This window comes from Chryseobacterium gregarium DSM 19109 (assembly GCF_000430845.1).
Lineage (GTDB): Bacteria > Bacteroidota > Bacteroidia > Flavobacteriales > Weeksellaceae > Chryseobacterium > Chryseobacterium gregarium.
This window is the reverse complement of sequence record NZ_AUMU01000003.1, coordinates 281779-306626: the sequence shown is the minus strand read 5'-3', so window position 1 is coordinate 306626 and position 24848 is coordinate 281779. Positions and strand designations below refer to the sequence as shown.

The following is a 24848-nucleotide window of genomic DNA, read 5'->3' as shown; positions in this document are numbered from 1 at the left end:
GAAATTAATTTTTAGTAATCCTGAACCAATCAAAATCCGCATAGCCGCCACGGCTTGCTTTCTGTGTACTTACAGAATATAAGCCCACTTTGGCACCAATCCATTTTCCGGGTTTTGCCTGGAAAACATCGCCCGCTTTTGTGAAATTTTTTCCGTTTTCGCTGTAACTGAACTGGCACAAACCATTGGGTTCGTTCACATTTACTTTTAAATACGCTTCGTTTCCTTTTAATTTTGTTTCAAACAAAACCTTTTCCTCACCGCCTTTATCTGCTTTTTCGACTCTTCTCAACTGGAGATAAAACCCGTCCGGTTTATTGGTGATGACGATGGATTCATGGTCTAATCCCATGACTAAAAGTCCTGCAGTTTTTCCTTCTTTGGCATCTTCCGGTGTTAATTTAACTTTTGTGGATGCTGCAAAATTGGGAGCCGGGAATTTCTGGGTCAATACATTCGGGACGTTCCAAAGGTTTTTTTCGCCTTCAGGAACTTTCATTGAAAATAACCTTAAAAATTTCTGTCCGGGAAGTTTGGAAGACCACACAATATTTTCGTTGGCGCTCCATTGCCATTGAATGCCTAATTTTTCGCCGTCAAATTCATCTGTTTCCGGAGGTGTAACAATAGGATAGGATTGACCTACGTTTGGCTTTTTGTATGTTAAAACCGGCTCCCCGATTCCGTTTTTGTTGTTATCGATTCCGATGACCGGCCAGTCTTTTTCCCATTTCATCGGCTGCAGGTGAACAACTCTTCCGCCTGCATCAATATCCTGGAAATGGTAGAACCAATCTTCACCCGAAGACGTATCTACCCAAGCACCCTGATGAGGTCCGTTTATCTTTGTTGAACCCTGTTCCAGCACTACTTTTTCTTCGTAAGGACCATAAATATTTTTTGACCTCAAGACCAATTGCCAACCTGTGGCAACTCCGCCAGCAGGAGCGAAAATATAATAGTAGCCGTTTCTTTTATACATTTTCGGACCTTCAACCGTGGGATGTGCATCATGACCGTCGAAAACATGAACGCCTTTATCCAGAACTTTGGTTCCCTCAGGATTCATTTTATTAATGGATAAAATACTTTTCACTCCGGCACGGCTTCCGGCCCAACCGTGAACCAGATAGGCTTTTCCGTCTTCGTCCCAAAACGGACAGGAATCAATCAAACCTTTTCCTTCCATGACCAAAACAGGCTTTTCCCAGACTCCCATCGGATCTTTGGTTTTCACCATGTAAATTCCGAAATCGGGATCCCCCCAATAAATATAAAATTCGCCTTTATGGAATCTGATGCTCGGTGCCCAAACCCCGTCACCTCTTTTGGGCGTGGAGAAATGTTCATTTGGAAGAACATCCGGAAGAGCATAATTCACCAATTTCCAGTTTACCATATCTTTTGAATAAAGAATCGGCAAGCCCGGTGCCTCATTGAAACTTGAAGCCGTCATATAATAATCTTCACCGACACGGATGGCGTCCGGATCTGAATAATCGGCATACAGAATAGGGTTTCTGTAATTTTTTCTCTGATCGGAAGTCCAGACTTCGGAAACGTAGTTTTTTTCCTGTGCGTTAAGATATAGTGAAGCAACCGATAAAGCGGTAATGGCTGCTGTATTTAAAATTTTTGTCCTCATAATCAGATGTTTAATCTGTTGTAATTTTAACGCAAAGAGCGCAAAGATTTTTTTAAATTATGGTGTTTTTAAGTTCGCAAAACGAAGTTTCGCCGGTCCAAATAAATAAATTTATAAATTGAGGCAAAGACGTTATACTCAGCAAAGATTAATCTTGGCATTGACGTTATGAAAAATCTATTTAATGAAAAGAGATTCTTCACACCGTTCAGAATGACAGAGTGTTTACTCTTTATTTTTCAAATTCCAAACTTGCCAGAATAAACGGTCCTGTTCCTTTTCCGTCGTTGGAGCGGATCTCTTCATTTACATAATATTCATAAGAACCGTCCCTGTAAGGTTTTCCGCCAAGACCGGCGACCGCACAGCATTTATTTAAGTTTACCACTCCGTTTTCATCAACGGTAATTAAATTTTTAATGATTCCGTCGTAGCCTTTTTTAGCGGCCGCTTTGTAAGATGCCGGTAAATATCCTTTGTTTACCGATTTGATCATCGTATACACAAACATGGCTGATGCCGTGGCTTCTTCATAATTGCCGTTGGCCAGAGGCTTATCCAGTACCTGGTACCAAAGACCGGATTTTTTATCCTGGACTTTAATGACAGCATCTGCATACGATTTGATATAAGAAATTAATCTTGCTCTTCCCGGGTGGTCTTCAGGCAGATAGTCCAGAACGTCTACCATGGCCATTCCGTACCAGCCCATGGCCCTGCCCCAGAAATTGGGTGAAAGTCCGGTTTCTTTATCGGCCCAGGCTTCTTTTTTACTTTCATCCCAGGCGTGATACAACAGTCCGGTTTTTTTATCTAAAAGATTTTTCTGAACCGAATCAAACTGGAAAACAATATCATCATACGCTTTTACAGCATCGGCCCCTTTTGTAAAGTCCTTTGTATAATGGGTGTAGAAAGGCATTCCCATATACAAGCCATCCAGCCAGACCTGATTAGGGTATATTTTCTTATGCCAGAAAGATCCTTCCTGGGTTCTGGGCTGTCCGTCGATCTGTAAACGCAACGTTTGGAGCGCTTTCAGGTATTTCTCTTTTTTCTCTTTTTCATACAGATAGAGAAGAACATTTCCGCTGTTCAGCATATCGATATTATACTTGGAAAGATCGTAGGTAAGGATGGTACCGTCTTCTTTGATCAGTTTTTCACCGAATCCGATGATGTAATCGTAATATTCTTTTTTACCGGTTTTGATGTAAAGCTGTTCGGCGCCGTCCAGAACAATGGCTGAAGGATAGGTCCACTTCGGGCTTTTGCTGAAATCAAGCATCCACGCTTCCGGGAAACGCTGCATTTCGGAAAGCATCATTCTTTCAGACCATTTCAGGTTAATAGGGACTATTTTCTCTGATGCTGAAGTTTCGGTTGCGGATTTTGCGGCGGCTGCGGTTTTTGTCTGGGCACAGGCTAAGAACATTCCTGAACCTAAAACGGCCACTGCATATGCTTTTATGGTATGATTAATAATATTCATTGTTTTAAATTTTAAAGTTGATTATTTTTATCTAAAATTTCCAGTTTTTTATCTAAATCCTGATAGAAAGATTCTTCCGTCGTCAAACCGTTGGGCTCCTGGGACCACGCTCCCAAAAAGTAATAAGAAACGGTTTTTGTCTTTTTAAACACTACGGTATGCGTAGATTTTGTCTGTACGTATTTGTCAAAGTTTTCAAGAGGATAGAAGACTGCCATTCCCAGGTTGTCCTCTTTTTTGGCTAATGTCTGCTGGCCGTACGTCGCTATATACGCCCATTTTTTATTTTTGCTGATTCCCTGTTTTAACGGAATATTTTTAATGGCAACAATTCCAGTGCATAATCCAGAAATAGTATTGCTCAGGTTTAAATCTACTTTCACAAAACGGTCTTTATTGAAAATCGTCAGTTTAGACTGCAGATCGATTGGATTGCCCCAGGTTTTCCAGCCTATGTAATCGATTGCAGCGTAAGACTGGTCTTTTTCTTTAACTACTTTTACGGAGGTTCTTTTTACGATTTTAAAGGTCTCAACAAAGTCATTCTGCTCGTCATACCTTCCGTAAGAACCGATGCCGATGGTGCGTCCGGATTTCAGGATATCCTGCCCCCAGGGCGCGTCATGATGGTAAGACTCAAAACCGTCCTGTCCGACTTCGGGTAAAACCAAAGTATTAACTTTCTTACCGAAAATATCCGTTGCATTTCTCCAGTCCAGATACAATCTGTAGCCGATTTGGTTGTTTTCCAGTCCGACACCTTCATACCTGATGTAAGAAGAGTGGTCGGTGTGCGAAGCCGTAATGGCAAGTTCCTGAATGTTCTTAAATGTCCCGCCGATGTATTTGTTGCCTTCCCATTTTCCGCCTTCCTTTACGGAAAGTTCCGCGTAGGAAAAGGGAGCTTTGGGGTTTTTCTTAATTTTTTCAATCACAGAAGCCTGTGCCCAATATAATGTTGAACTCAAAAGTGCTCCTGCAAATGCTGTTTTCAATACAGTGAATTTCATCATACTTTATGAGATAGTAGAATTAAGAATTTCCATAGTTATCAGAATTGTCTTTCGGTTATTTTTTTAATAATATCATTAAAATAAACTTCAATATTATCATAATTTTTATCTAAATCCCGTCCGTTGGCATCAGCTGATTTTGGGTTTAACTGATGCTTAATTTCCCATTCATCCGGCATTCCGTCGTTGTCTGAATCGGGTAATGCCTTGCCTTGGTTCAATGCCGGAAATCCGCCGGCATCATTTTGTGAATCAATAATTCCGTTGGTGCTTCCTTTTGAACCTTTGTACGTGAAGCTCCCGTTTTTTACATCTTTCAATACATGTTCATCAACAGCATCCCTTACCAGGCTTGCCCCTCCGATCTGTAAAATGTTTTCGTATGCTTCTTTTGCCGATCGAATCTTTACATTATTCTGAATATCATGCGGCTGATTGATTTTTATGGAGTTTTTATCTTTATCCGTCAGGTTGTAGGAAGATTTCATTTGAGCAAAAACACCTTCTGTCCAATTGTCTTTTGTAATTTCCGGATTTCCTTCAATTACATTTCCGGAGATGTAATATTTACCCCAGATATTGTAGACTTCGGTTTCAGGTTTTTCATTTTTATCAATGGCCACGATGCGTTGTTTGGTCATCGTTGCAGGACCGGGTTTATAGTAATTGTTAACGATATTGACGTTCATTCCTTCTCCGCCGTAGATGTTATTGTGTCCCCAATTGTAAATGACATTATTCCTGAAATCGGTAAGATCGGTCAGTGCAAATTTACTTCCCGCATATTCTCCCAACCGTGGATTTCTGCTGTCATGGTGCGCATAAATATTATGATGGAATGTAGCGAATTTCCCTCCCGCAATTCCGCCGTATCCGTGAGCACCTTTCTGATGAACGGAATTTCTCAGGCTTTCTGCGATCACGCACCACTGAAGGGTGGTATTTTCATTCACATAAATCGAAACGGTTTCGTCCGTCGACCAGCTCATCGAACAATGATCAACAATCAGGTTTTTGATAAAACGGGCTCCGAACGCATCACCTTCAAACTTTTTCTGATCGCCCATCCGGAACCGCATGTAACGGATCACCACATTGTCTGCGGCTACAAAAGTTTCGTAGTTGGCAACGGTAATTCCGTCTCCGGGAGCGGTCTGCCCGGCAATCGTGACATTGCCTTCTTTTATCTTTAACGGAGATTCTAAGTAAATCGTGCCACCTGTATTAAAAACAATATATCTCGGGCCTTTTTGTTCCAAAGCATATCTTAAAGTACCTTGGGAACCGTCGTCTGTCAGTTTATCAATAATATACACCTTTCCGCCACGTCCGCCTGTCGTATATCTTCCAAAGCCTTCCGCGCCGGGAAAACTCAGGACATTCTGAGCTTCAGCACAAGCCGGACTTCCGCATAAAATCCCTATCGTCAGTAGATTTGTGAAGTGCTTTTTCATACCTGAAAAATTTCTTTGGTGTTGAAGTTTTTTATGGATTATTTTAAACTCTTTTTTACGTTCCAGTTGTCTTTTCCTTTCAGAATATTGTCTGCTGTATATTTTTTTCTTTCTTCTTCGGTTAATTGATGTGACCATGAAACTCTTTCTGAAGTATGGGCTCCGGCTCCTTTGGAATTGAATTCTGCATAGAAAGTTGTCTTTTCCGTATCGGGCTTGTTCCAGTTGTGCCAGCCTCCAGGCTTTATAGTGGAATTAATTTCGCAGTCAATATACACCGTTTTGGCAAAAGGCCTCCATGGTCTTCCTAAATAAACGGAGTTTTCTTTAGCATTTCCGGTAATTTTTGAATTGATAAAAACGAATCCAAATTCGTTTTCCTTTGGAGTGGAAGCGGCCGTAACATAGCTTGCGGTTTCTTTGGAATAAATGGTGCAGTTTTCAAAAACGGCTGTTCCGGCTCCGAAAATATAATCGGTGGTGCCTTCGATGTAGCAGTTGTTAAAATAATTCCTTGAAGGTTTTGTTTTATCCGGCGAATCCTGAACACCTTTTAAATATAAAGTATCCTGATGTCCCAGGAACCTGCAGTTTTCAAAAGAAATTCTGTCGCCCGAAGTCAGCACCGCAACGGCCTGTCCGACTCTTCCCGAACTGTTTTCAAATGAAATATTTTTTGCCGTAAAATTATTTGAGTAAATAAAAATGGTTGAAGAACCCGTTGTGCCGATTTCTTTGCCTTCCTGATTCTTTTTTGAAGCAAAATCATCGTAAGTAATGATGGTGTGTTCAGGATCTTCTCCTTCCAGGAAAATGGCTCTTTTTGTTTCGGGAATGATAATCTTCTCTTTATATATTCCTGCTTTGATAAAAATTTTCGTTCTTGCGGAAGAAGCGTTTTCAACGGCATCGATGGCCTGCTGTACTGTGGTAAAATTGCTTTTTCCGTCTTTTGAAACCACGATTAATTTCTCATTGGTTTTAAAAGAAAGAGGGCTGATGAGCACGATCGAAAAAGCTGAAATAACTTTAAAAATTTTAATATAACCGGAAGCTTTCATTGAAAGATTTTTTAGTTAAAATACAGACTTATCCTTTTTAAAGAGGAAAAGCCTGTATTTTCTTAAAATAAATATGAATGTAATTTTTATCTAGTACCCGTAATCCTGGGTAAGATTATAGTTGGAATTAACAACGTCTAAAGCCAGCGGAAGCAGTTCTTTCCTGTTGGGCTGGAAATAATATGCATAACTCTTTACGGGATCTCCACTGATGTAGGGCTGCGTCATCGCCAGTCTCCAGTTAACCTTCGTATATCCGGATGGCGTTGCCACACTTTGGTTAGGGCTGTAGAAAATATCTGTTTTTGCAACGCCTGCTGCAGTATAGAAATCGATATCCGTAACGTTTTGCTGAGCTGTTTTGGTAGGCGTATACGCTACTTTTTTATAGAAAATGTATTCCGGAACGTTGGCATAAGCACCGGTACCGTTCATGAACTGGGTAAGCTTGGTTTTTGTTTCGTTAATTTTGGTTTCCAAAAGATTCCAACGGATCAGGTCATATTTTCTCAGTCCTTCGCCGCCAAATTCCAGCTGTCTTTCCTTTACCAAAAAGTTGAAGAATCCTGTTTTATCTGTAGGGATGGTTCCCACCTCGCCCAGGTTTCCTGCATATGCTCTCTGTCTTACGGACAACACGGCATTTACTGCCTGTGCAGACGGTCCGCTGTTTAATTCGTTATCGGCTTCGGCAAACATCAACAGGATATCAGAATATCTTAACAATGGCCAGTCGATTCCTAGGTTCTGTGAAGTTCCGGTAATCGATGACCAGGATTTTCTGAATTTCCCGTCATTCCAGTTGATAGAGGTCTGAAGTTCTTCCTGTTTTGTGGTGTTCACCCTGAAGATGGCGATATTTACGTCTCTTCTTACATCATATTTGGTAAACTCATAGAAATAGACAGGAATGGCACTGATTCCGCCGGAAGATTTCCAGTCGGTATCATCATGTCTCACCCCGTTGTAATACCCGATTTTACTGTCTGTTCTTGAGTTCCCTCCGAAGGCGCCGATGGCATAAATTACTTCATTCGTAGCATCCTGGGTATTGGTATGCAGTGATCTGAATAATCCTTCATAGCTAGGGTTCAGCTGGTGCTGCCCGGAAGTCATGATGTCTTTGCACTCATCGTAAGCGATCTGATAATATTTCTGCGGATTGGAACCCTGTAACATCTGCTGCGGGTTTCTTCTTAAAGAATATCCTGCTCTTGATAAAGCGATCCTTGCTCTTAAACCTTTTACAGCGCCTTTTGAAATTCTTTGGGCGGTCGTTCCGCCTTCAGATCTCCAGGGTACAAGGTTTTCTGCTTTTAATAAATCATCAAGAATTTTATCATAGATGATATCCCTGTCCGTTTTTGCAAGATACAAATCAGGAAGGTCTGCGGACGGAATGTCCTGAAACGGGACATCGCCCCAGTTTTTAATCAGGTCATAATAAAAATGGGCTCTCAGGGTTAAAGCTTCCCCCAGATAACGGTCCATTAATTTTTTGTCTGCTGCAGAACCTGTCTGGTATACTTGGGAAAGCGGAATGTTCTTGATCACAAGATTGGCTCTTTCAATCCCTGCATAGGTATCTAAGAACGGTCTTATCAGTTCTGTATTGGTAGGTATCGCGCCGAAGCAGCTGATTCCTCTTCTGTCATTGGCATTATAATCCCCGGAAGTTCTGAAGTCGTCCCCGGACTGTGTAAGGATCAGGTTCATTCTCTGGCCGTAGGTGTTGTCACCCATCGTAGCGTTGTAAACTCCCACCAGTGCTGAAAACGTATCGGATGCGGAGTCGAATTGCTGTTGCTCAGCGGTATTGGATAAACTTTCTACATCCAGATATTCTTCACATGAATTTAAAGATATCAGCCCGATAACGGAAAATAGAATAGCTAAAAATTTATTTTTCTTCATAATAGTAGAATTTAAAAAGTGATATCAACTCCGGATAAAATAAACCGGCTGCGTGGGTATGCGGCATAATCTACACCGGGCGTTAAAGGATTCCTTCTGGTATTTGCTTCAGGGTCATATCCGGAATATCCTGTTATGGTAAATACGTTGTTCATGGTAAAATACAGCCTGAAATTTGAAAGGCCTAACTGCTTGGTAAATTCTTTCCCTAAGGAATATCCCAACGTAATGTTGTTTAATCTCAGGAAAGATCCGTCCTCAATCGCATAAGAATGCAGGAAATAGGCACCTGCCGGAGGAGTCCATCCGGTAGTATTGGCATTTAATGCAGCTAAGGCTGTCGGGTCATTTACTTTTTCCCCGGCATCGTTAAACCATTTCCATCGGTCAGCCACTTCAGCCAGCATGTTGTTGTCCCGATATAAATACTGGGTGGAGTATTCAATCTTGTTGGCGTTGTATACTTTATTCCCGATCGAGAAATTGAACATCATGCTCATATCCCAGTTTTTATACCGGAAAGTCTGGCTGAAACCACCGTAGGCTTTAGGCTGAGCGCTTCCCAGATCGGTCATGTCATTATTGTCGATAACACCGTCGCCGTTCAGGTCCTGAAGTTTAAGGTCTCCCGGCTGTATAGGCTTTGCCCCATTGGCAGCGGCTGACGCATTCGGTACACCAGCTTTAAGGGTATATATCTGGGTTGTGGCATTATAATCGAAATCACTGATCTCATATCTTCCGGCCGTTACATAGCCCCAGTACGTACCCACCGGTTTGCCTACCTGTACCAGGAAGTCATTTAAATTATTCTGCCAGCCTGAAGGATAAAAGTAAAAATTAGCACTTGCAGATCCGCTGGCTCCTAAACTTTTGATAATGTTTCTGTTTGAGGATATATTCGCATCCATCTTCCAGTTAAAGTTCTCTTTATTGATGATGGTGCCCCCTACAGAGAATTCAATCCCTTTATTGGTGGTGCTTCCTGAATTTTGAAATTGGAATTCATAACCGGTAGTCTGAGGGATTTTTGCCAAAAGCAATAAATCATTGGTATCGGTCTGATAGAGATCAAGCGTGCCATATATTCTTCCTTTAAATAAACCAAAATCCAAACCGATATTTTTAGAAGAAGCCGATTCCCATTTTACAGCTGGATTTGACATAATATTTCCGGTTGTAGCACCTGGTGTTACATTACTTCCGAAGGCATATCCGTAATCAGATGACGTGGTATAGAATGTATTGTACAGAAAAGCCTGAATTCTGTTGTTTCCGGATAAACCGTATCCTGCACGGAGCTTCAGGTCACTGACCGTTTTGCTGTCTTTTAAGAAATTTTCTTCGCCGATTTTCCATGCTACGGAAGCGGCAGGGAAATATCCCCATCTGTTTCCGGGCCCGAATACACTGGATCCGTCCACTCTCATGGATGCGGTTACAATATATTTATTTTTATAGATATAATTGGCCCTCCCGAAAAATGATACGATCCGGTCTGGTAAAACGTTGGTTCGCGGAGCATCCTGAACCAGTCCTGATGGTGCGTTAACCGACTGGATGTTGGCAAACGCCTCCTGGGGAGTTATTGATCTTGGAAGCCATTTGATATTCATTGTTAAGCTCTCGGCATCTGTTTTCACCGTTTCCTGTCCTGCCAGTAAATCTAATTTATGGTTTCCCAGTGTCTTTCTGAAATTTAAGGTATTGGTATTGGTGATTCTTCTAGACTGTGTTTTGCTCAGGAAAACGACAGGCTGGTCATTATTCTGTCTTGCAAGGCTGGTGATCGTTCCTGAAAACTGATTGATTTCTTCATCTCTCTGTACATATCCGATGACACTTCTGAAGGTAAAGTCTTTACTGATTTTATATTCCAGGATTCCGTTAAGGAGCAAATCGTTTCTACCGTTTTCTCTCACCTCGTTATTCGCTAAAAGGATAGGGTTTACCAGATTGGTTTCATTGGCAAACAATGGGTCGAAGTCATCTATATTTGAAGCCGGACCTCCTTCGAAAGGCTGGTACCTTACTGCATTTCTCAGCCTGTTGTTACTCTGGGAACCGGTAGAAGAGGTCCCTGCTCCGAAGATCGTCTGCCTGCTGTATCTGGCATTCAAAGTCATGCTTACTTTCTTGGAAAGATCATAATCGTATTTGAAGTTGGCCATATTTCTTTTAAATCCGGAACCGATCATAATCCCGTCTTCCTTTACATTGTTTAGTGATAAGGAAAAAGATGAATTGTCAGATCCTCCGGTAACGGAAACGTTGTGGGTAAAGTTGAAGGCTTCCCTGCCGAAAACTTCATCCTGCCAGTCTCTTTTCTTGATGTCTCTGTATTTCGTTGCCAACTGATCGTACGGGCCATATCTTGTAACAAAAGCATCAATATCAGTTTGTACACCTCCTTTGTTGTACACTTCATACTGATACAGTACATATTGATACGGATCTAATACATCAATCGTATTCTGGATTTTTCTTACGCCTAAAAACCCATTGTAATTAATGGATGTTTTAGCTCTTTTACGGCCTCCTTTAGTGGTAATCAAAACCACCCCGTTGGCCCCTCTCGCTCCGAAGATGCTGGTAGAAGAAGCATCTTTCAGTACTTCGATCGATTCGATTTCTTTCGGTGACAGAATCGTCAGGGCATTATCCATCTGAATGCCGTCTACAATGTAGAGCGGTGCATTGCTCCCCGTAATGGAGTTTCCTCCCCTGACGATGATATCTACGTCAGCGCCCGGGGCACCTTCACTTAATGCTACTTTTACCCCTGCCATTCTTCCCTGAATGGCTTCGGCCGCATTGGTAGACGGCATATCCTTAATTGCCTCCGCCTTCACCGAAGAAACGGCATTGGTCACATCTTTTTTAGAAACCTTGGTGTAGCCTACCAAAACTACTTCGTCGATCTGGGTTTCCTTTTCTTTCTTTGTTCCTTTCTCTTGAGCCATGGCAAGGACAGGAAGTAGAAAAACAGTTAGATATAACCATTTTATTGAATGTACTTTTTTATCCATTTAAGTATCCTTATAGTTTTAATTTTTGGTTGAAGATTTTTCAATCTCTGTTCGTTGTGGATTTTTTAAGTATGCTGCTGTTTTTTAGTAGTATTTATTTTCAGGAAAATAATCACGCATAGAGTGCAATCGATTGCGTAATGTTTCACAGTAAATATTATGCCTCCTAAACTAATATTATTTTACAATATGCAAAGAAAAAAATGTTATTTTTTCATTAAATAATTTTTTTCGATACTTCATAACGGATAGAATAATGTTTGAATATTATATTTAAATAATTGATTTTTATTACATTATGTACCGTAAACTAATAATGAATATATTATTTAATCTAATATAAAAATCAATCAATTTACTTTTAACATATTAAAATTTCCTTAAAATGATATGGATTTTAGCTTTGATAATGTCCCGAAATTAACATTCAAAGGGAAGTATTTTAACTTTTTCCTGATTTTTATCATCTTTTTCTGAATAATTTCTTCAGGATTATCTGATTGTTAAATTTATTGTATATTATGAGTTATATAATGATGTAAATAATATTATTATTGCTAAATCAACAGTCCGATACCATGGCAAAATATTATGCATATTTTAAAACTGTATCATAACTTAATATCGATTTTGGTAAAAGAAAATAATGTTTTCAGGCATTATTTCTACCTGGTTTGTTTTAGTTTTTAGTTTTAAATAATTGATTTTTAGTTTATTGAAAATTAAAATTAAATTTTTGTTAACAGGTTAAATATTAATTATATATTTATCCCACAAGTATTTCTGCTCAATTTAGTGTAATTTTATGCAATCGATTACGCAATGTTTAACAGGTTTTGATAAAACCGCAATAAAGAAAGTAAAAAAAAGTATGACAAATTCGGAATTTCGTTACGCCCATCATCCTGAAGATGTTAAAAAGTATACTACAGAAGATCTCAGAAGGGAATTTCTGATCCATGATTTATTTAATGAAGATACGGTAAAACTGGTTTATTCTATGTATGATAGACTTATTGTAGGCGGTATTATGCCTTCCTCAAAAGCTCTGAAACTGGAACCTACCGATGATCTGAAAGCAGCACATTTCCTGGACAGGAGAGAATTGGGCATTATCAACGTCGGCGGTGCCGGAAAAGTAAGCGTAGACGGCGAAGTATATGAGCTTGGAAATAAAGAAGCTTTATACATCGGTAAAGGAGCGAAAGAAGTTATTTTTGAAAGAACAGGCAATGAACAGCCTTATTTTTACATCAACTCTGCACCTGCGCACCATACTTACCCTACAAAGAAGATCACCAAAAACGAAGCTGAGATTGTAGAGCTGGGTGAAGAAAAATACGCCAACCGACGCGTTATCAATAAACTAATCGTCAACAGCGTACTGGAAACCTGCCAGCTTCAGATGGGAATGACGGAACTTCAGCCGGGAAGCATCTGGAATACAATGCCGGCACATAGCCACGCCAGAAGAATGGAAGCCTATTTCTATTTCGATCTTGAAGAAGGGCAGACGGTAAGCCATTTTATGGGGCAGCCAGATGAAACACGCCACATTTTTATGACCAACAGGCAGGCGGTACTGTCTCCGGAATGGTCAATCCACTCAGGAGCCGGAACTTCAAACTACACCTTTATCTGGGGAATGGCCGGAGAAAATATGGACTATGGCGATATGGACGGTGTTAAAACCAATGAACTAAAGTAACTTCCCAATGAATTTATTTGATTTATCCGGCAAAACAGCCGTTGTAACAGGCGGTACCCACGGTTTGGGAATGGCCATGGCGGAAGGCCTGGCCGCAGCAGGGGCAGAACTGGCCATCACAAGTACAACCCCTTCTAAATTAGAAGCCGCACTGGAGTATTACCGGAGTAAAGGATACCGTGCAACAGGTTATATTTTTGATGTTACAGACGAGCTGGAAGCCATCCAGAAAGTAGCGCTTATGGAAGCTACCCACGGAAAAATAGACATCCTGGTCAACAATGCAGGAATCATCAAGCGTGTTCCGGCCATTGATATGGAAGTAGAAGACTTCAGAAAAGTCATTGATGTAGATCTAACCGGTCCTTTCATCATGTCGAAGCTGGTCGGCAAACACATGATCAAAAGGAGATCCGGAAAAATCATCAATATCTGCTCCATGATGAGCGAGCTGGGCCGGGATAATGTAGTGGCTTACGCTTCTGCGAAAGGCGGACTGAAAATGCTGACCAAGAACCTGGCAACAGAATGGGCAAAACACAACATTCAGGTGAACGGAATCGGTCCCGGGTATTTTGCCACTTCCCAGACGGAACCTATCCGCGTAGACGGGCATCCGTTCAATGATTTCATCATCAGCAGGACGCCGGAAGGAAGATGGGGGAACCCGGAAGACCTTGCCGGGACTGCTATTTTCTTAGCTTCCGATGCCAGTAAGTTCATTAACGGACAGATTATTTACGTTGACGGAGGAATTCTGGCGACCATCGGAAAACCGGCTAATGAATAACCACAGAACAAGAAAAGAATGAAACCTTTTATAACAGATCAATTTTTATTACAGAATAAATACGCTGAAGAACTGTACTTCAACTACGCAGAAAAGCAGCCGATTATCGATTACCATAATCACCTCATCCCTAAAGATATTGCAGAAGACACCGTTTTCGAAAATATCTCTAAGGTCTGGATTGCCGGTGACCATTACAAATGGAGAGCCATGCGTACGATGGGCGTGAACGAAAAGTTCATTACCGGAGACGCTTCCGACAAAGAAAAATTCCAGGCCTGGGCCGGAACGGTTCCCCACACGCTGAGAAATCCTTTATATCACTGGACCCACCTGGAACTGAAAAGATATTTCGGAATTGACGAATTGCTGAATGAAAGCAACGCCTCGGAAATCTATGAAAACATCACCGCACAGCTTCAGACCCCGGAAAAGTCGACCAGAGGTTTGCTGAAAATGATGGATGTGGAATCTCTGTGTACCACAGAAGATCCGACTGATATTTTAAATTATCACCAGGATCTGGCGAAAAGTGATTTCGAGATTAAAGTAAGCACGGCATTCCGCCCGGATAAAGCGATCCTGATTGAAAACCACAATTTCGCAGATTATATTTCCAAATTAGGCGAATCGGCAGGAATTGAAATCAATTCTTACCAGACTTTATGTGACGCTTTACTTAAAAGGATTGAATATTTCCACGAAAACGGATGCAGGCTCTGCGACCACGGACTGAACAATATTTCTTTTGAAGAAGCTTCGGAAGCAGAGGTCAATACCATTTTCACGGATAAGTTATCAGGAAAAGTAATTGCCGAAAAACAGGTGAACCAGTTCAAAACGGCTATTTTATTATTCCTGGGCGAAACCTACCATACATTCGGATGGGTGCAGCAGTTCCACCTGGGAGCATTGAGAAACAACAACGAAAGAATGCACAGAATTTTAGGCCCGGATACCGGATGGGATTCTATCGGTGACTTCGTGCAGGCTGAAACGCTGTCTAAATTATTAAATGCTTTAGACGGAAAAGACAAACTGACCAAAACAATTCTATATAATTTAAACCCTGCCGACAATGAAATTTTCGCCACCATGATCGGGAATTTCAATGACGGCAGCATCAAAGGAAAAGTGCAGTTCGGTTCAGGATGGTGGTTCCTGGATCAGAAAGACGGCATGATCAGGCAGATGAATGCCCTTTCCAACATGGGTCTCATCAGCTGTTTCGTAGGCATGTTGACGGATTCCAGAAGCTTTCTTTCTTACCCGAGGCATGAATACTTCAGAAGGGTGCTGTGCAACCTTTTCGGGGAAGAAATGAAAAACGGAGAACTGCCGGACGATATGGAACTGATCGGGAAAACCATTTCCGATATCTGTTACCACAATGCTAAAAATTATTTCGATTTTTAACTGAAATTTATGGGAAGCAAAATACTTACTTTCGGCGAAGTCATCATGAGGCTTTCACCACCGGGAAACCGGACCATGAAGCAGAGCCACGAAATGGAATTCTTTTTTGGCGGAACAGAGCTGAACGTTGCTTCTTCACTGGCCACCATGGGCTGCGATGTTGTCCACGTCAGTAATGTTTCTGATGATTTTGTAGGAGAATCAGCATTGTCTTTCATTAAAAGTTTTGGGATCAACACTGCTTTTATCAATAAAAATGAACATCCTCTGGGACTGTATTTCCTGGAAGTAGGATCCTCAGTGCGTGCGAGCAGAATTGCTTACAATAGGCTGAACGGTTCTTTTGCCAACATCAAACCCGAACAGGTAGACTGGAAAAAAGCGCTGGAAGGCTGCGGATATTTCCACTGGACAGGCATCAGTCCGGGAATTTCTGAAAGTGCTTACGAAACTTTGAAAGAAGGTTTGTTGACCGCCCGTGAAATGGGAATTGAAGTTACTGCCGATCCGGCTTACCGTTCCAACCTTTGGAAATATGGAAAAAACGGAAACGAAGTTTTAAAAGAACTGGTTTCTTACTCAACAATTTTCATCGGCGGCGTAAATGAGATCAATGAAATTTTGGGAACTCAGTTTTTATCAGATCAGCAAGGTTTTATGGAAGCTTGTGAAGAATTAAAAAAACAGTGTCCTTCTATTCATAAAATTTTCGACAAAATAAGAATAGGGGTTACGGCGAGTTCCCAGCAAACGCAGGGAAGAGCTTTGATTAACGGAAATTATTTTGAAACTAAATTTTTAGAAATAGACAATGTTGTTGACAGAATCGGAACAGGAGATGCTTTTGCCGCAGGTTTGATTTATGGTTTATTAAATTTTGATAACGAAAAAGCATTGAATTTCGCCAACGCCGCCTGCGCCATTAAACACACCATTCTAGGCGACATCAATTACTGCAGTGCAGAAGATATTCTCGAAGTCATGGCCGGAAATTCCGGAGGACGCATCAAGAGGTAATTTTAGCTTTTGTCTGTTAGCTTTTGGCAATGGCTTAAGAAGTTTTTCAAAATAAAACAAGTCATCATATTTAAAATTTTAATGGTCTTTTATAAGGGAAGCGGCTCTGTGAAACTAAAAAAACAGTTAGCAGTAAAAAACCTTAGTGAACTCTGAGTTCAAAAAAATCAAGCTAATAAAGGCCTTGAAGGTACAGCATATTAAAGGATAGATAAAACCTCATCAAAGATTATTTTAACAAAATAATTAAACAAAATGACAAAAATTCAATTGGTTACCAACACCATTATCAATCAGGGAGCTTTGCCTCTGTATTACAATGCTGATGAAACGGTAACTTTAGAAATATTAAAATCGCTTTACAGAGCAGGAATCCGTGCGGTAGAATATACCAGCCGTGGAGAAGCTGCGTTGCATAATTTCACAAAAATGGTAGAAATCCGTAACGCCGAAATGCCTGAAATGCTTCTCGGAATCGGAACCATTAAAAATGTAAAACAAGCTGAAGATTATTACAAAGCGGGCGCAGATTTCTTTATCAGTCCGGGTTTTGTAGCAGAAGTGGCTGCGTTTTTAATTCCGAAAGATCTGTTATACAGCCCGGGCTGTATGACTCCAACCGAAATTATTGCGGCTGAAACTGCAGGTGTAACTTTCATTAAGTTATTCCCAGGAAACGCTTTGGGACCAGGATTTATGAATGCCATTAAAGATGTTTTCCCGAATCTGAAATTTATGCCGACCGGTGGTGTGGACACCACAAATGAAAGCATTGCAAGCTGGTTCAAAGCCGGTGTTTCTGCCGTAGGAATGGGAAGCAAGCTGGTCAGTAAAGACCTCATGGCCGCAAAAGATTATGCCGCCATTGAAAATGAAACCAAAAAAGTACTGGACATCATTCAGGCTTTAAAATAATAACTAAATTCTTACATTAACTATGAGTTCAGTTAAATCGCTTAAACCGACTCAATACAGGTGGACAATCTGTTTACTTTTATTTCTTGCCACCACCATCAATTATCTGGATCGCCAGGTTTTGTCACTGACGTGGAAAGACTTTATCGCACCCGAATTTCACTGGAATAACAACGATTACGGAAACATCACCGCACTATTTTCCATATTCTATGCCGTGGGAATGCTTTTCGCAGGAAAGTTTGTGGACTGGATGGATACCAAAAAAGGGTTTCTTTGGGCCATCGGAGTCTGGTCGATCGGTGCCGTTTTGCACGCATTCTGCGGAGTGGCAACCTCAGGAATCCTTACCGGAAACTGGCTGGCAGGCTTCCACGGTTCGAAAGAATTAATTGCAACCGTTTCCAATACCTCTGCCATCATCAGCACGAGTGTTACCTTATTTATCTTTGCCCGTTTCGTACTGGCAATCGGTGAAGCAGGAAATTTCCCTGCCGCCATTAAAACAACGGCGGAATATTTCCCTAAAAAAGACAGAGCGTTTTCTACCAGTATATGGAATGCAGGAGCAACGGTAGGCGCTTTAGCAGCACCCATCACCATTCCGTTCATTGCCAAATCAATGGGTTGGGAGTGGGCATTTATCATTATCGGCGCACTGGGATTTGTATGGATGGGACTTTGGGTATTTGTTTACAAAAAACCTCATTTACACAAGAGAGTAAACGAGCACGAATTAACGTATATCAATCAGGATCAGGACGATCTTCCCAATGAAGATGCTTCCATTCCGGAAAAGGTATTTACGTTCAGAGAATGTTTCAGCTACAGACAGACCTGGGCTTTTGCCTTCGGAAAATTTATGACCGATGGGGTCTGGTGGTTCTTCTTATTCTGGACGCCGGCTTATCTGAGTTCGGTATACGGAATGGATTCCACACAAAGCGCATTGCCGTTATTCGTATTGTACATGATTACGTTGCTATCCATCATCGGAGGCTGGCTTCCAAAATATTTTGTTGAAAAATTAGGAATGAATGCCTATAACGGAAGGATGAAAGCCATGCTGATCTTTGCTTTTTTTCCTTTGTTAGCTCTCTTGGCACAACCTTTAGGGACAATCACTTATTGGCTTCCGGTTTTAATTATCGGTATTGCAGGAGCAGCTCACCAGGCTTGGTCAGCCAATATTTTCTCGACCGTCGGCGATATGTTCCCGAAAAAAGCCATTGCAACGATTACGGGAATCGGCGGCATGGCAGGCGGAATCGGCTCATTTATCATTAATAAATCTTCAGGAGTTTTGTTTGATCATGCGCACAAAGCCTGGTCCACCGTTGACGGGGTTCCGTTGCTGGAAAAATATCCGCAGTATATTAACGACCGGTTACCGGAAGGTTTTTTTGAGCAGCTGAAAAAATCCGGAGCGGTAGTCTCAGACGGAATTGATAAAGGATATATGATTATTTTCTCAATCTGTGCAGTCGCTTACCTGATCGCCTGGGTGGTCATGAAATCATTGGTGCCGAAATATAAGGTGATCAGTAAATAGAATTTAAAACCATTAAGAAGAATTAAGAAAGTCAGGAAAGATTAAGAATCTGCAGGTAAATTGAAGTTCAAGCTTAAGAAATTTATTCCCCTTAAATAACCTTAACTCCTTAATAAATCTTAATGATTCAAAGAAAAAGCTTTAAGTTCTTAGCTAAGTGAAATCGTAGATTCGACGTAGTCAAACGCCTTTGCGACTTAAAAATATACCTCAAGCATTAAAAAAAAATCTTTGCGGACTTTGCGTTTAAAAAAAACATTCAGCAAAGATTAGACAGAATTAAAAACACAATTTAATTCAAATTAGAAAATGGAAGATCAGACAAAACAAAAATTAAACCGCCAGAACAGCGGACTCAATACAAAATTACCCATCAAAATCGTACAGTTCGGCGGAGGGAACTTCATGCGCGGATTTACGGATTATATAATTGATAGATTAAACAAAGAAGCAGGTTTCGATGCCGGAATTGTCAACATTCAGCCGACTCCGAACGGTTCGGTCCATAAACTGGAAGAGCAGGGAAATCTGTACACATTATTCACAAGAGGAATTAAAAAAGGAGAAATTATCGATGAGAAATCCGTGATTTCGGCTATTCAGAAGTCGATCAATCCTTATGTAGATTACAGTAGTTTCCTAGAATTAGCAAAAGAAGAAGAACTTGAATTTGTATTTTCAAACACCACGGAAACAGGAATTGCGTACGATGAAACAGAGACTTCTTATGAAGGCCCGCATAAAAATTTCCCTGCGAAGGTAGCGGTTTTACTTCATGAAAGATACAGGCATTTCAATGGAGCGGCAGACAAAGGTTTAAGAATTATTCCTTGTGAGCTGATCGAAAACAATGCTTTTGCGTTAAGAGATATTATTTTGAAATATGCTCAACTTTGGAATTTAGAAGAAGGTTTTGCGCAATGGATTAATCAGAATAATTATTTCCATAATACTTTGGTTGACAGGATTGTTCCGGGTTATCCGAAAGATGATGTGGAATCGTATGAAGACCAACTGGATTATGAAGATAAAATGATGGTGGTTTCTGAGACTTTCTTACTTTTTGTGATTCAGGATGTGGCAAATTTAAAAGAAAGAATTCCTTTCGACAAAATCAACGAGCAGATTCTGGTGGTGGATGATATTCAGCCGTACCGTCTGAGAAAAGTAAGAATCCTGAATGGCGGACATACGTTGATGTTGGCTCCGGGGATTTTAGCAGGAAAAGAAATCGTAAAAGAAGCGATTGATGACCAGTTTATCGGAACTTTTTTAAGGGATTCTATTTTTAATGAAATCAATCAGACGTTAGGTTTAGATGAAACTGAGCTGAAGGATTTTGCGGAAGAAGTTTTCGACCGGTTCAGAAATCCTTTTATCAAGCATCATCTGGCGAGCATCGCTTTATATTTTGTTTCTAAATTTAAAGTAAGAGTCGTTCCGAGTTTATTGACTTATGTTGAAAGAAATAATAAACTTCCGCTGAACTTAACGTTTTCTCTGGCAAGTTTAATCAGATTCTATCAGGGAAGTTTTGGTGAAAAATCTCTTCCTCTGAATGATGAAGAAGCCATCGTCAACAGATTCAAGGAAATCTGGAAAAACGAAGATTACGAAGTCGTTTCAGAGCAGGCATTGAGCGAAAAACTATTCTGGGATACTGACCTTACCCAGGTTGAAGGCCTGAAAGCAACAGTTGCAAAAGCATTGTACGAAATCGACCACCATGATATGGAAACTGCTTACAAAAATTTTATTCAATTTTATTCTTAAAAAATCATGCAAAAGAAAGTACTGAAAGTAAATCCCAAAGACAACGTTATTGTAGCGCTGTTGGATTTGCCTGCCGGAGAATCGGTGCACCTGGACGGTACAGATTATACGATTCTTAAAGATATTAAAGCAAAACATAAATTCGCTGCCGCAGATTTTGAGGATGGCGACCATATCTTAATGTATGGTGTCATCGTTGGAAAAGCCAACCAATCCATCAAACAGGGCGAAGTAATTACCACCGAAAACGTAAAGCACCAAAGTGCAAAAGTGGTCGGGAAAACCGCTACTTTAGGCTGGACGCCACCCAATGTAGACAAGTGGAAAGACCGTACTTTTATGGGCTATCACCGTGAAGACGGACAGGTAGGTACAGAAAACGTCTGGCTGTTTTTCCCGTTGGTATTCTGTGAAAACAAGAATATCGAAACGCTGAAGGATATTTTCGAAAAAGAATTGCTTCACGATAAAGCCAGCAAACACCAATTATTACTGCGTTCCTTATTGAACGGTGGAGCAACTGTTGAAGTGAAAGAAGACGAGCCGGATACAAGAATATTTAAAAATATCGATGCAAGATTCATCACACACCAGGGCGGCTGCGGCGGAATCCGTCAGGACGCTGAAGCGTTGGGAAGACTGTTTGCAGGATATGTGAATAATCCGAATGTTGCAGGCGCAACGGTTCTTAGCTTAGGGTGTCAAAACCTTCAGGTACAGATTTTCATGGATTCATTGCATGCACTGGCTCCGGATAACAAAAAACCGATTGTCGTTTACGAACAGCAAAAATCGGGTACCATCGATGAAATGCTGACCGGTGTTATTAAAGATTCTTATGAAGGCATTAAAAAAGCCAACGAAATAGAAAGAAAACCAGCATCAATTACCAAGCTGAACATTGGTTTGGAATGCGGTGGCTCAGATGGTTTCTCAGGAATTTCTGCGAACCCTGTTTTGGGCGAAGTTTCCGATATTATGGCGGCAGTTGGCGGAACCACCATGCTGGCCGAGTTCCCTGAATTGTGTGGGGTAGAGCAGGAGCTGGTAAACCGTTGCATCAACGATGAAGACGGGGTAAAATTCCTGAAACTGATGAAAGATTTTGAAGCCTCTGTGGTTGCGGCAGGGTCAGGCTTCGATATGAATCCGTCCCCCGGAAATATCAAGGACGGTTTAATTACCGACGCGATGAAATCTGCGGGAGCATCCAAAAAAGGCGGCGCTGCCCCCATTGTGGAAGTCCTTGATTTTACAGAATATGCCACAAAACCAGGTCTGAATCTTTTGTGTACTCCCGGAAATGATGCTGAATGTACAACGGCTTTGGTCGGTTCAGGTGCAACAGTGGTGCTTTTCACGACCGGTCTTGGAACTCCGATGGGGAATCCTATTTCTCCGGTTGTGAAGATTTCTTCCAACACAGTGTTAGCAGAAAAAATGTCGGATATTATTGATTTCAATGCAGGTACGGTGATCAGTGGGGAAAAAACAATTCCTGAAGCGGCAGACGAACTTCTTGAACTCATCATCAACGTAGCCAGCGGCGAGGTCAAAACCAAAGCCGACCAGCTTAACCAGAATGATTTCATTCCATGGAGACGAGGGGTCTCTTTGTAATGGGTTAATTATATTAAATATTAGGATTGAAAATGCTTCTTGCTTCGGTAGGGAGCATTTTCTTTTTGTCGACAGCGCGGATTTGCAATTCGTGCTTATTCCTCATCTTATAATAGGTTTACAATCAATAACTTTAACATGTCGATAGCAGATTTGCACTTAGAATATTATCATAAAGTCACGGATTACAAATCTGCGACATCGGGTATTCTTTATACCTAATTATTTCAAAAATGATTGGTTCGAGAATACAATTAATATCAATTATTTTAATGATATTTTCTATTTTCCTTTCAATATATTTAGTTGTTTAAAGTATATCTATATGTATTTTAAAAGGTAATATTTATTAAAGTGATTAAAAAAAAGCTAATTATTATGGACCCACGTGGGATTGAGCTTTCTCCTCGTGACAGCGAAACCAAAACCCATTTTCTGTTCCTGCACAAACAAACCACCCCGTCAAAAATTCTTTCGAATTTTCGCCACCCCTCTGGAGGAGGGGAATTCTCACATGTAGGTTTTTATTGAATATTTGTCTTACATTTTCTAAATTTGAATTAAAGACTCACCATTCTAACACACATCACAATTCCCCTCCCTTGGAGGGGTGGATTTTTTCGAAGAAAAAAGACGGGGTGGTTTAAAGAATAAAAAGAAAAAACACAACAATGAAAGAAACATTAACCCACATCAATGGAATCTCTATACGTAAAAACTTTGTAAAAAATCTTCTCTACAATCCAAAATTAAAAGTCGATAGCGCGGATTTGTAATCCGTGCTTAGTATTTTGTACTCTGTGATTATCACATCTGGAAAATCATGTATTAAAGGTAGAATATTACAAACGTATTAAAAATCAACTTGAATTAGTTAATTAATTTAAAAATAAATCATCTATGTCAGAATTATTTTTTACATTTAAATCTCATTAAAAGCGTAATCTGAAAAACTATAATAGAGTAGGAAAAAATAAACCAAAAAACTAATTATTATGAAAAATTTGAAAAAAATTAAGAGAAACGATTTGAGTAAAATTGTAGGTTCTGAGAAAGTATTGCCTCCAATTGATCAATGCACTGGTCAATATCCATATGCGATTCCTCCAAGTGGAGGAGCATGTCCTACAGGTTATATCTATTGCTCATTACCGAACTGTTGTTTTAAATTGGGTCAATTAATAGCTTGTTATGATTAATAGTAGATTTTTCTTAAAAGCCTGAGTTCAATCAATAAACTTGTAAAATATTGTAAAAAAGAAATAGTTGTGTGCTTAAGTTTCTTATATTTAAATATTAACAACTGTTTCTTAGATAGCGCGGATTTGCAACCGTGCTTCTTCTTCTTAAAATCAGTAACTATAGCATATCGATAGCAGATTTGCGCTTAGAATATCATAAAGTCACGGTTACAAACCCGATGTCGCTGATTTGCAATCCGTGACTACAACACATAGTAAATCACCTCATAAAAACCACAAAAACATCTATAGCATTATCTAATTCTGCATAATTTCTGGCACTGCTGAAGTAGTAATGCTCGGGCTCTGCCACTATTTTCTGTTTTACGGGATTTTGATGAATATAATTTATCTTTTGCTTAATCCATTTATTTGAAAAAACTTCTTCAGCATGGTAGCCATCGTGTTTTTATTTAAAAGTACAAAATTTTTTAAATTGAAAAGTCACGGATTGTAAATCCGCGACATCGGGTTTGAAAATATTTAGAGTTACAGATTTTGATGTGAAGAATAATTTGGGTAAGGTAATGAAAGATTTGGAGGATTTTATTATTCAGCATTATGGGTATTAAACCACCCCGTCCTAATTTTCTCTGAAAATTGATCCACCCCTCCAGAGGAGGGGAATTTCCACACATAGTCTTTTGTCGAATATTTTTCTGTATTTTCTTAATTTGATTACAATTTCAGACTTATATGCGATAGTAATTCATCTCCCTCGTATTACTGTTTCATATTTGAAACAGCCACAGTTGATCCCGAGAAATGTTTAGTGAGATTAAGCAAAAAAAGGACTGAAATTTTCACTTCAGCCCTGCATATTAAAACATTGGGGTTTCCAGACAGATCTTTTATCCTGTTACTTTCAGGTTCTGAATTTTCCCCTCGGCAATTTTAAAATGAAATTTCAGAATCAGAGGACTGCCCGGAAATGATCCTGCAATTTTTGCAGACAAGATATCTTCTTTTTCATCATAATCTAGCGGCTCCATGGTGGCTTTATAGTCTTTGTTGGATTTGTCGATCCACTTTTCAATTTCTGCCTTTCCGTTATGCGTTTTGCCTTCATCAGATACCTGGGCCTCTTCGGCGAAACAGTCTGCATAGGCAGCGCTGTCAAATTCATTTTGGGTCTTTACTAATTCTGAGATGATGTTTGGTAATTTACTCACTGGGTTAATATTGTTTTTATTGTGTTCGTGAATCTT

The 24848-nt window shown here is 40.2% G+C and carries 17 protein-coding genes; 9 read left to right on the top strand and 8 right to left on the bottom strand.

Going from position 1 to position 24848, the window contains the following annotated elements:
- Positions 1-4: 4 nt before the first annotated feature.
- From H561_RS0106480 to H561_RS0106450, 7 genes are all read right to left on the bottom strand, one after another.
- Complete coding sequence (locus H561_RS0106480) at positions 5-1645, bottom strand: glycoside hydrolase family 43 protein (RefSeq protein WP_027386269.1); 1641 nt, start codon at positions 1643-1645, stop codon at positions 5-7.
- 232 nt (positions 1646-1877) lie between these two features.
- Positions 1878-3137: a glycoside hydrolase family 88/105 protein gene (locus tag H561_RS0106475; RefSeq protein ID WP_027386268.1), complete on the bottom strand. Its 1260-nt coding sequence runs from the start codon at positions 3135-3137 to the stop codon at positions 1878-1880.
- An 11-nt stretch (positions 3138-3148) separates the two neighbouring features.
- Positions 3149-4150: a DUF4861 family protein gene (locus tag H561_RS0106470; protein ID WP_228372228.1), complete on the bottom strand. Its 1002-nt coding sequence runs from the start codon at positions 4148-4150 to the stop codon at positions 3149-3151.
- 38 nt (positions 4151-4188) lie between these two features.
- Complete coding sequence (locus H561_RS0106465) at positions 4189-5604, bottom strand: pectate lyase family protein (protein ID WP_027386266.1); 1416 nt, start codon at positions 5602-5604, stop codon at positions 4189-4191.
- A gap of 38 nt (positions 5605-5642) precedes the next feature.
- A complete protein-coding gene (locus tag H561_RS0106460; RefSeq protein ID WP_034761490.1) occupies positions 5643-6665 on the bottom strand; it encodes a pectinesterase family protein in 1023 nt (340 codons plus the stop codon).
- Positions 6666-6755: 90 nt separating this feature from the next.
- The gene (locus tag H561_RS0106455) at positions 6756-8579 is read right to left on the bottom strand and encodes a RagB/SusD family nutrient uptake outer membrane protein (RefSeq protein ID WP_027386264.1); all 1824 of its coding nucleotides are present in this window, start codon (positions 8577-8579) and stop codon (positions 6756-6758) included.
- An 11-nt stretch (positions 8580-8590) separates the two neighbouring features.
- Positions 8591-11608, bottom strand: coding sequence for a SusC/RagA family TonB-linked outer membrane protein (locus H561_RS0106450; RefSeq protein WP_027386263.1), 3018 nt, complete (start codon positions 11606-11608; stop codon positions 8591-8593).
- 871 nt (positions 11609-12479) lie between these two features.
- Here H561_RS0106450 and kduI point away from each other — a divergent pair.
- The 9 genes from kduI (at position 12480) to H561_RS23900 (ending at position 22930) form a co-directional block, all read left to right on the top strand.
- Positions 12480-13316 carry a 5-dehydro-4-deoxy-D-glucuronate isomerase gene (gene kduI / locus H561_RS0106445; protein ID WP_027386262.1) on the top strand — a complete coding sequence of 279 codons (837 nt, stop codon included), beginning with the start codon at positions 12480-12482 and terminating at the stop codon, positions 13314-13316.
- A 7-nt stretch (positions 13317-13323) separates the two neighbouring features.
- The gene (locus tag H561_RS0106440; RefSeq protein WP_027386261.1) at positions 13324-14106 is read left to right on the top strand and encodes a gluconate 5-dehydrogenase; all 783 of its coding nucleotides are present in this window, start codon (positions 13324-13326) and stop codon (positions 14104-14106) included.
- Positions 14107-14124: 18 nt separating this feature from the next.
- The gene (gene uxaC, locus H561_RS0106435; protein WP_027386260.1) at positions 14125-15522 is read left to right on the top strand and encodes a glucuronate isomerase; all 1398 of its coding nucleotides are present in this window, start codon (positions 14125-14127) and stop codon (positions 15520-15522) included.
- Between the two features lie 9 nt (positions 15523-15531).
- Positions 15532-16539: a sugar kinase gene (locus tag H561_RS0106430; RefSeq protein ID WP_027386259.1), complete on the top strand. Its 1008-nt coding sequence runs from the start codon at positions 15532-15534 to the stop codon at positions 16537-16539.
- Between the two features lie 255 nt (positions 16540-16794).
- Positions 16795-17454 (top strand): beta/alpha barrel domain-containing protein, encoded by a 660-nt coding sequence (locus H561_RS0106425; RefSeq protein ID WP_027386258.1) that lies wholly within the window; start codon positions 16795-16797, stop codon positions 17452-17454.
- Between the two features lie 22 nt (positions 17455-17476).
- On the top strand, positions 17477-19006 hold the full coding sequence (locus H561_RS0106420) for an MFS transporter (RefSeq protein WP_027386257.1): 1530 nt from the start codon (positions 17477-17479) through the stop codon (positions 19004-19006).
- Between the two features lie 309 nt (positions 19007-19315).
- Positions 19316-20779: a tagaturonate reductase gene (locus H561_RS0106415; protein WP_027386256.1), complete on the top strand. Its 1464-nt coding sequence runs from the start codon at positions 19316-19318 to the stop codon at positions 20777-20779.
- A gap of 6 nt (positions 20780-20785) precedes the next feature.
- Positions 20786-22399, top strand: a complete 1614-nt coding sequence (locus H561_RS0106410) for a UxaA family hydrolase (protein ID WP_027386255.1) — start codon at positions 20786-20788, stop codon at positions 22397-22399.
- 378 nt (positions 22400-22777) lie between these two features.
- Positions 22778-22930, top strand: coding sequence for a hypothetical protein (locus H561_RS23900; RefSeq protein ID WP_155845752.1), 153 nt, complete (start codon positions 22778-22780; stop codon positions 22928-22930).
- A 1561-nt stretch (positions 22931-24491) separates the two neighbouring features.
- On the opposite strand, the gene H561_RS0106405 is transcribed toward H561_RS23900, so the two are convergent.
- Positions 24492-24812 (bottom strand): hypothetical protein, encoded by a 321-nt coding sequence (locus tag H561_RS0106405; protein WP_034761552.1) that lies wholly within the window; start codon positions 24810-24812, stop codon positions 24492-24494.
- Between the last annotated feature and the right edge of the window lie 36 nt (positions 24813-24848).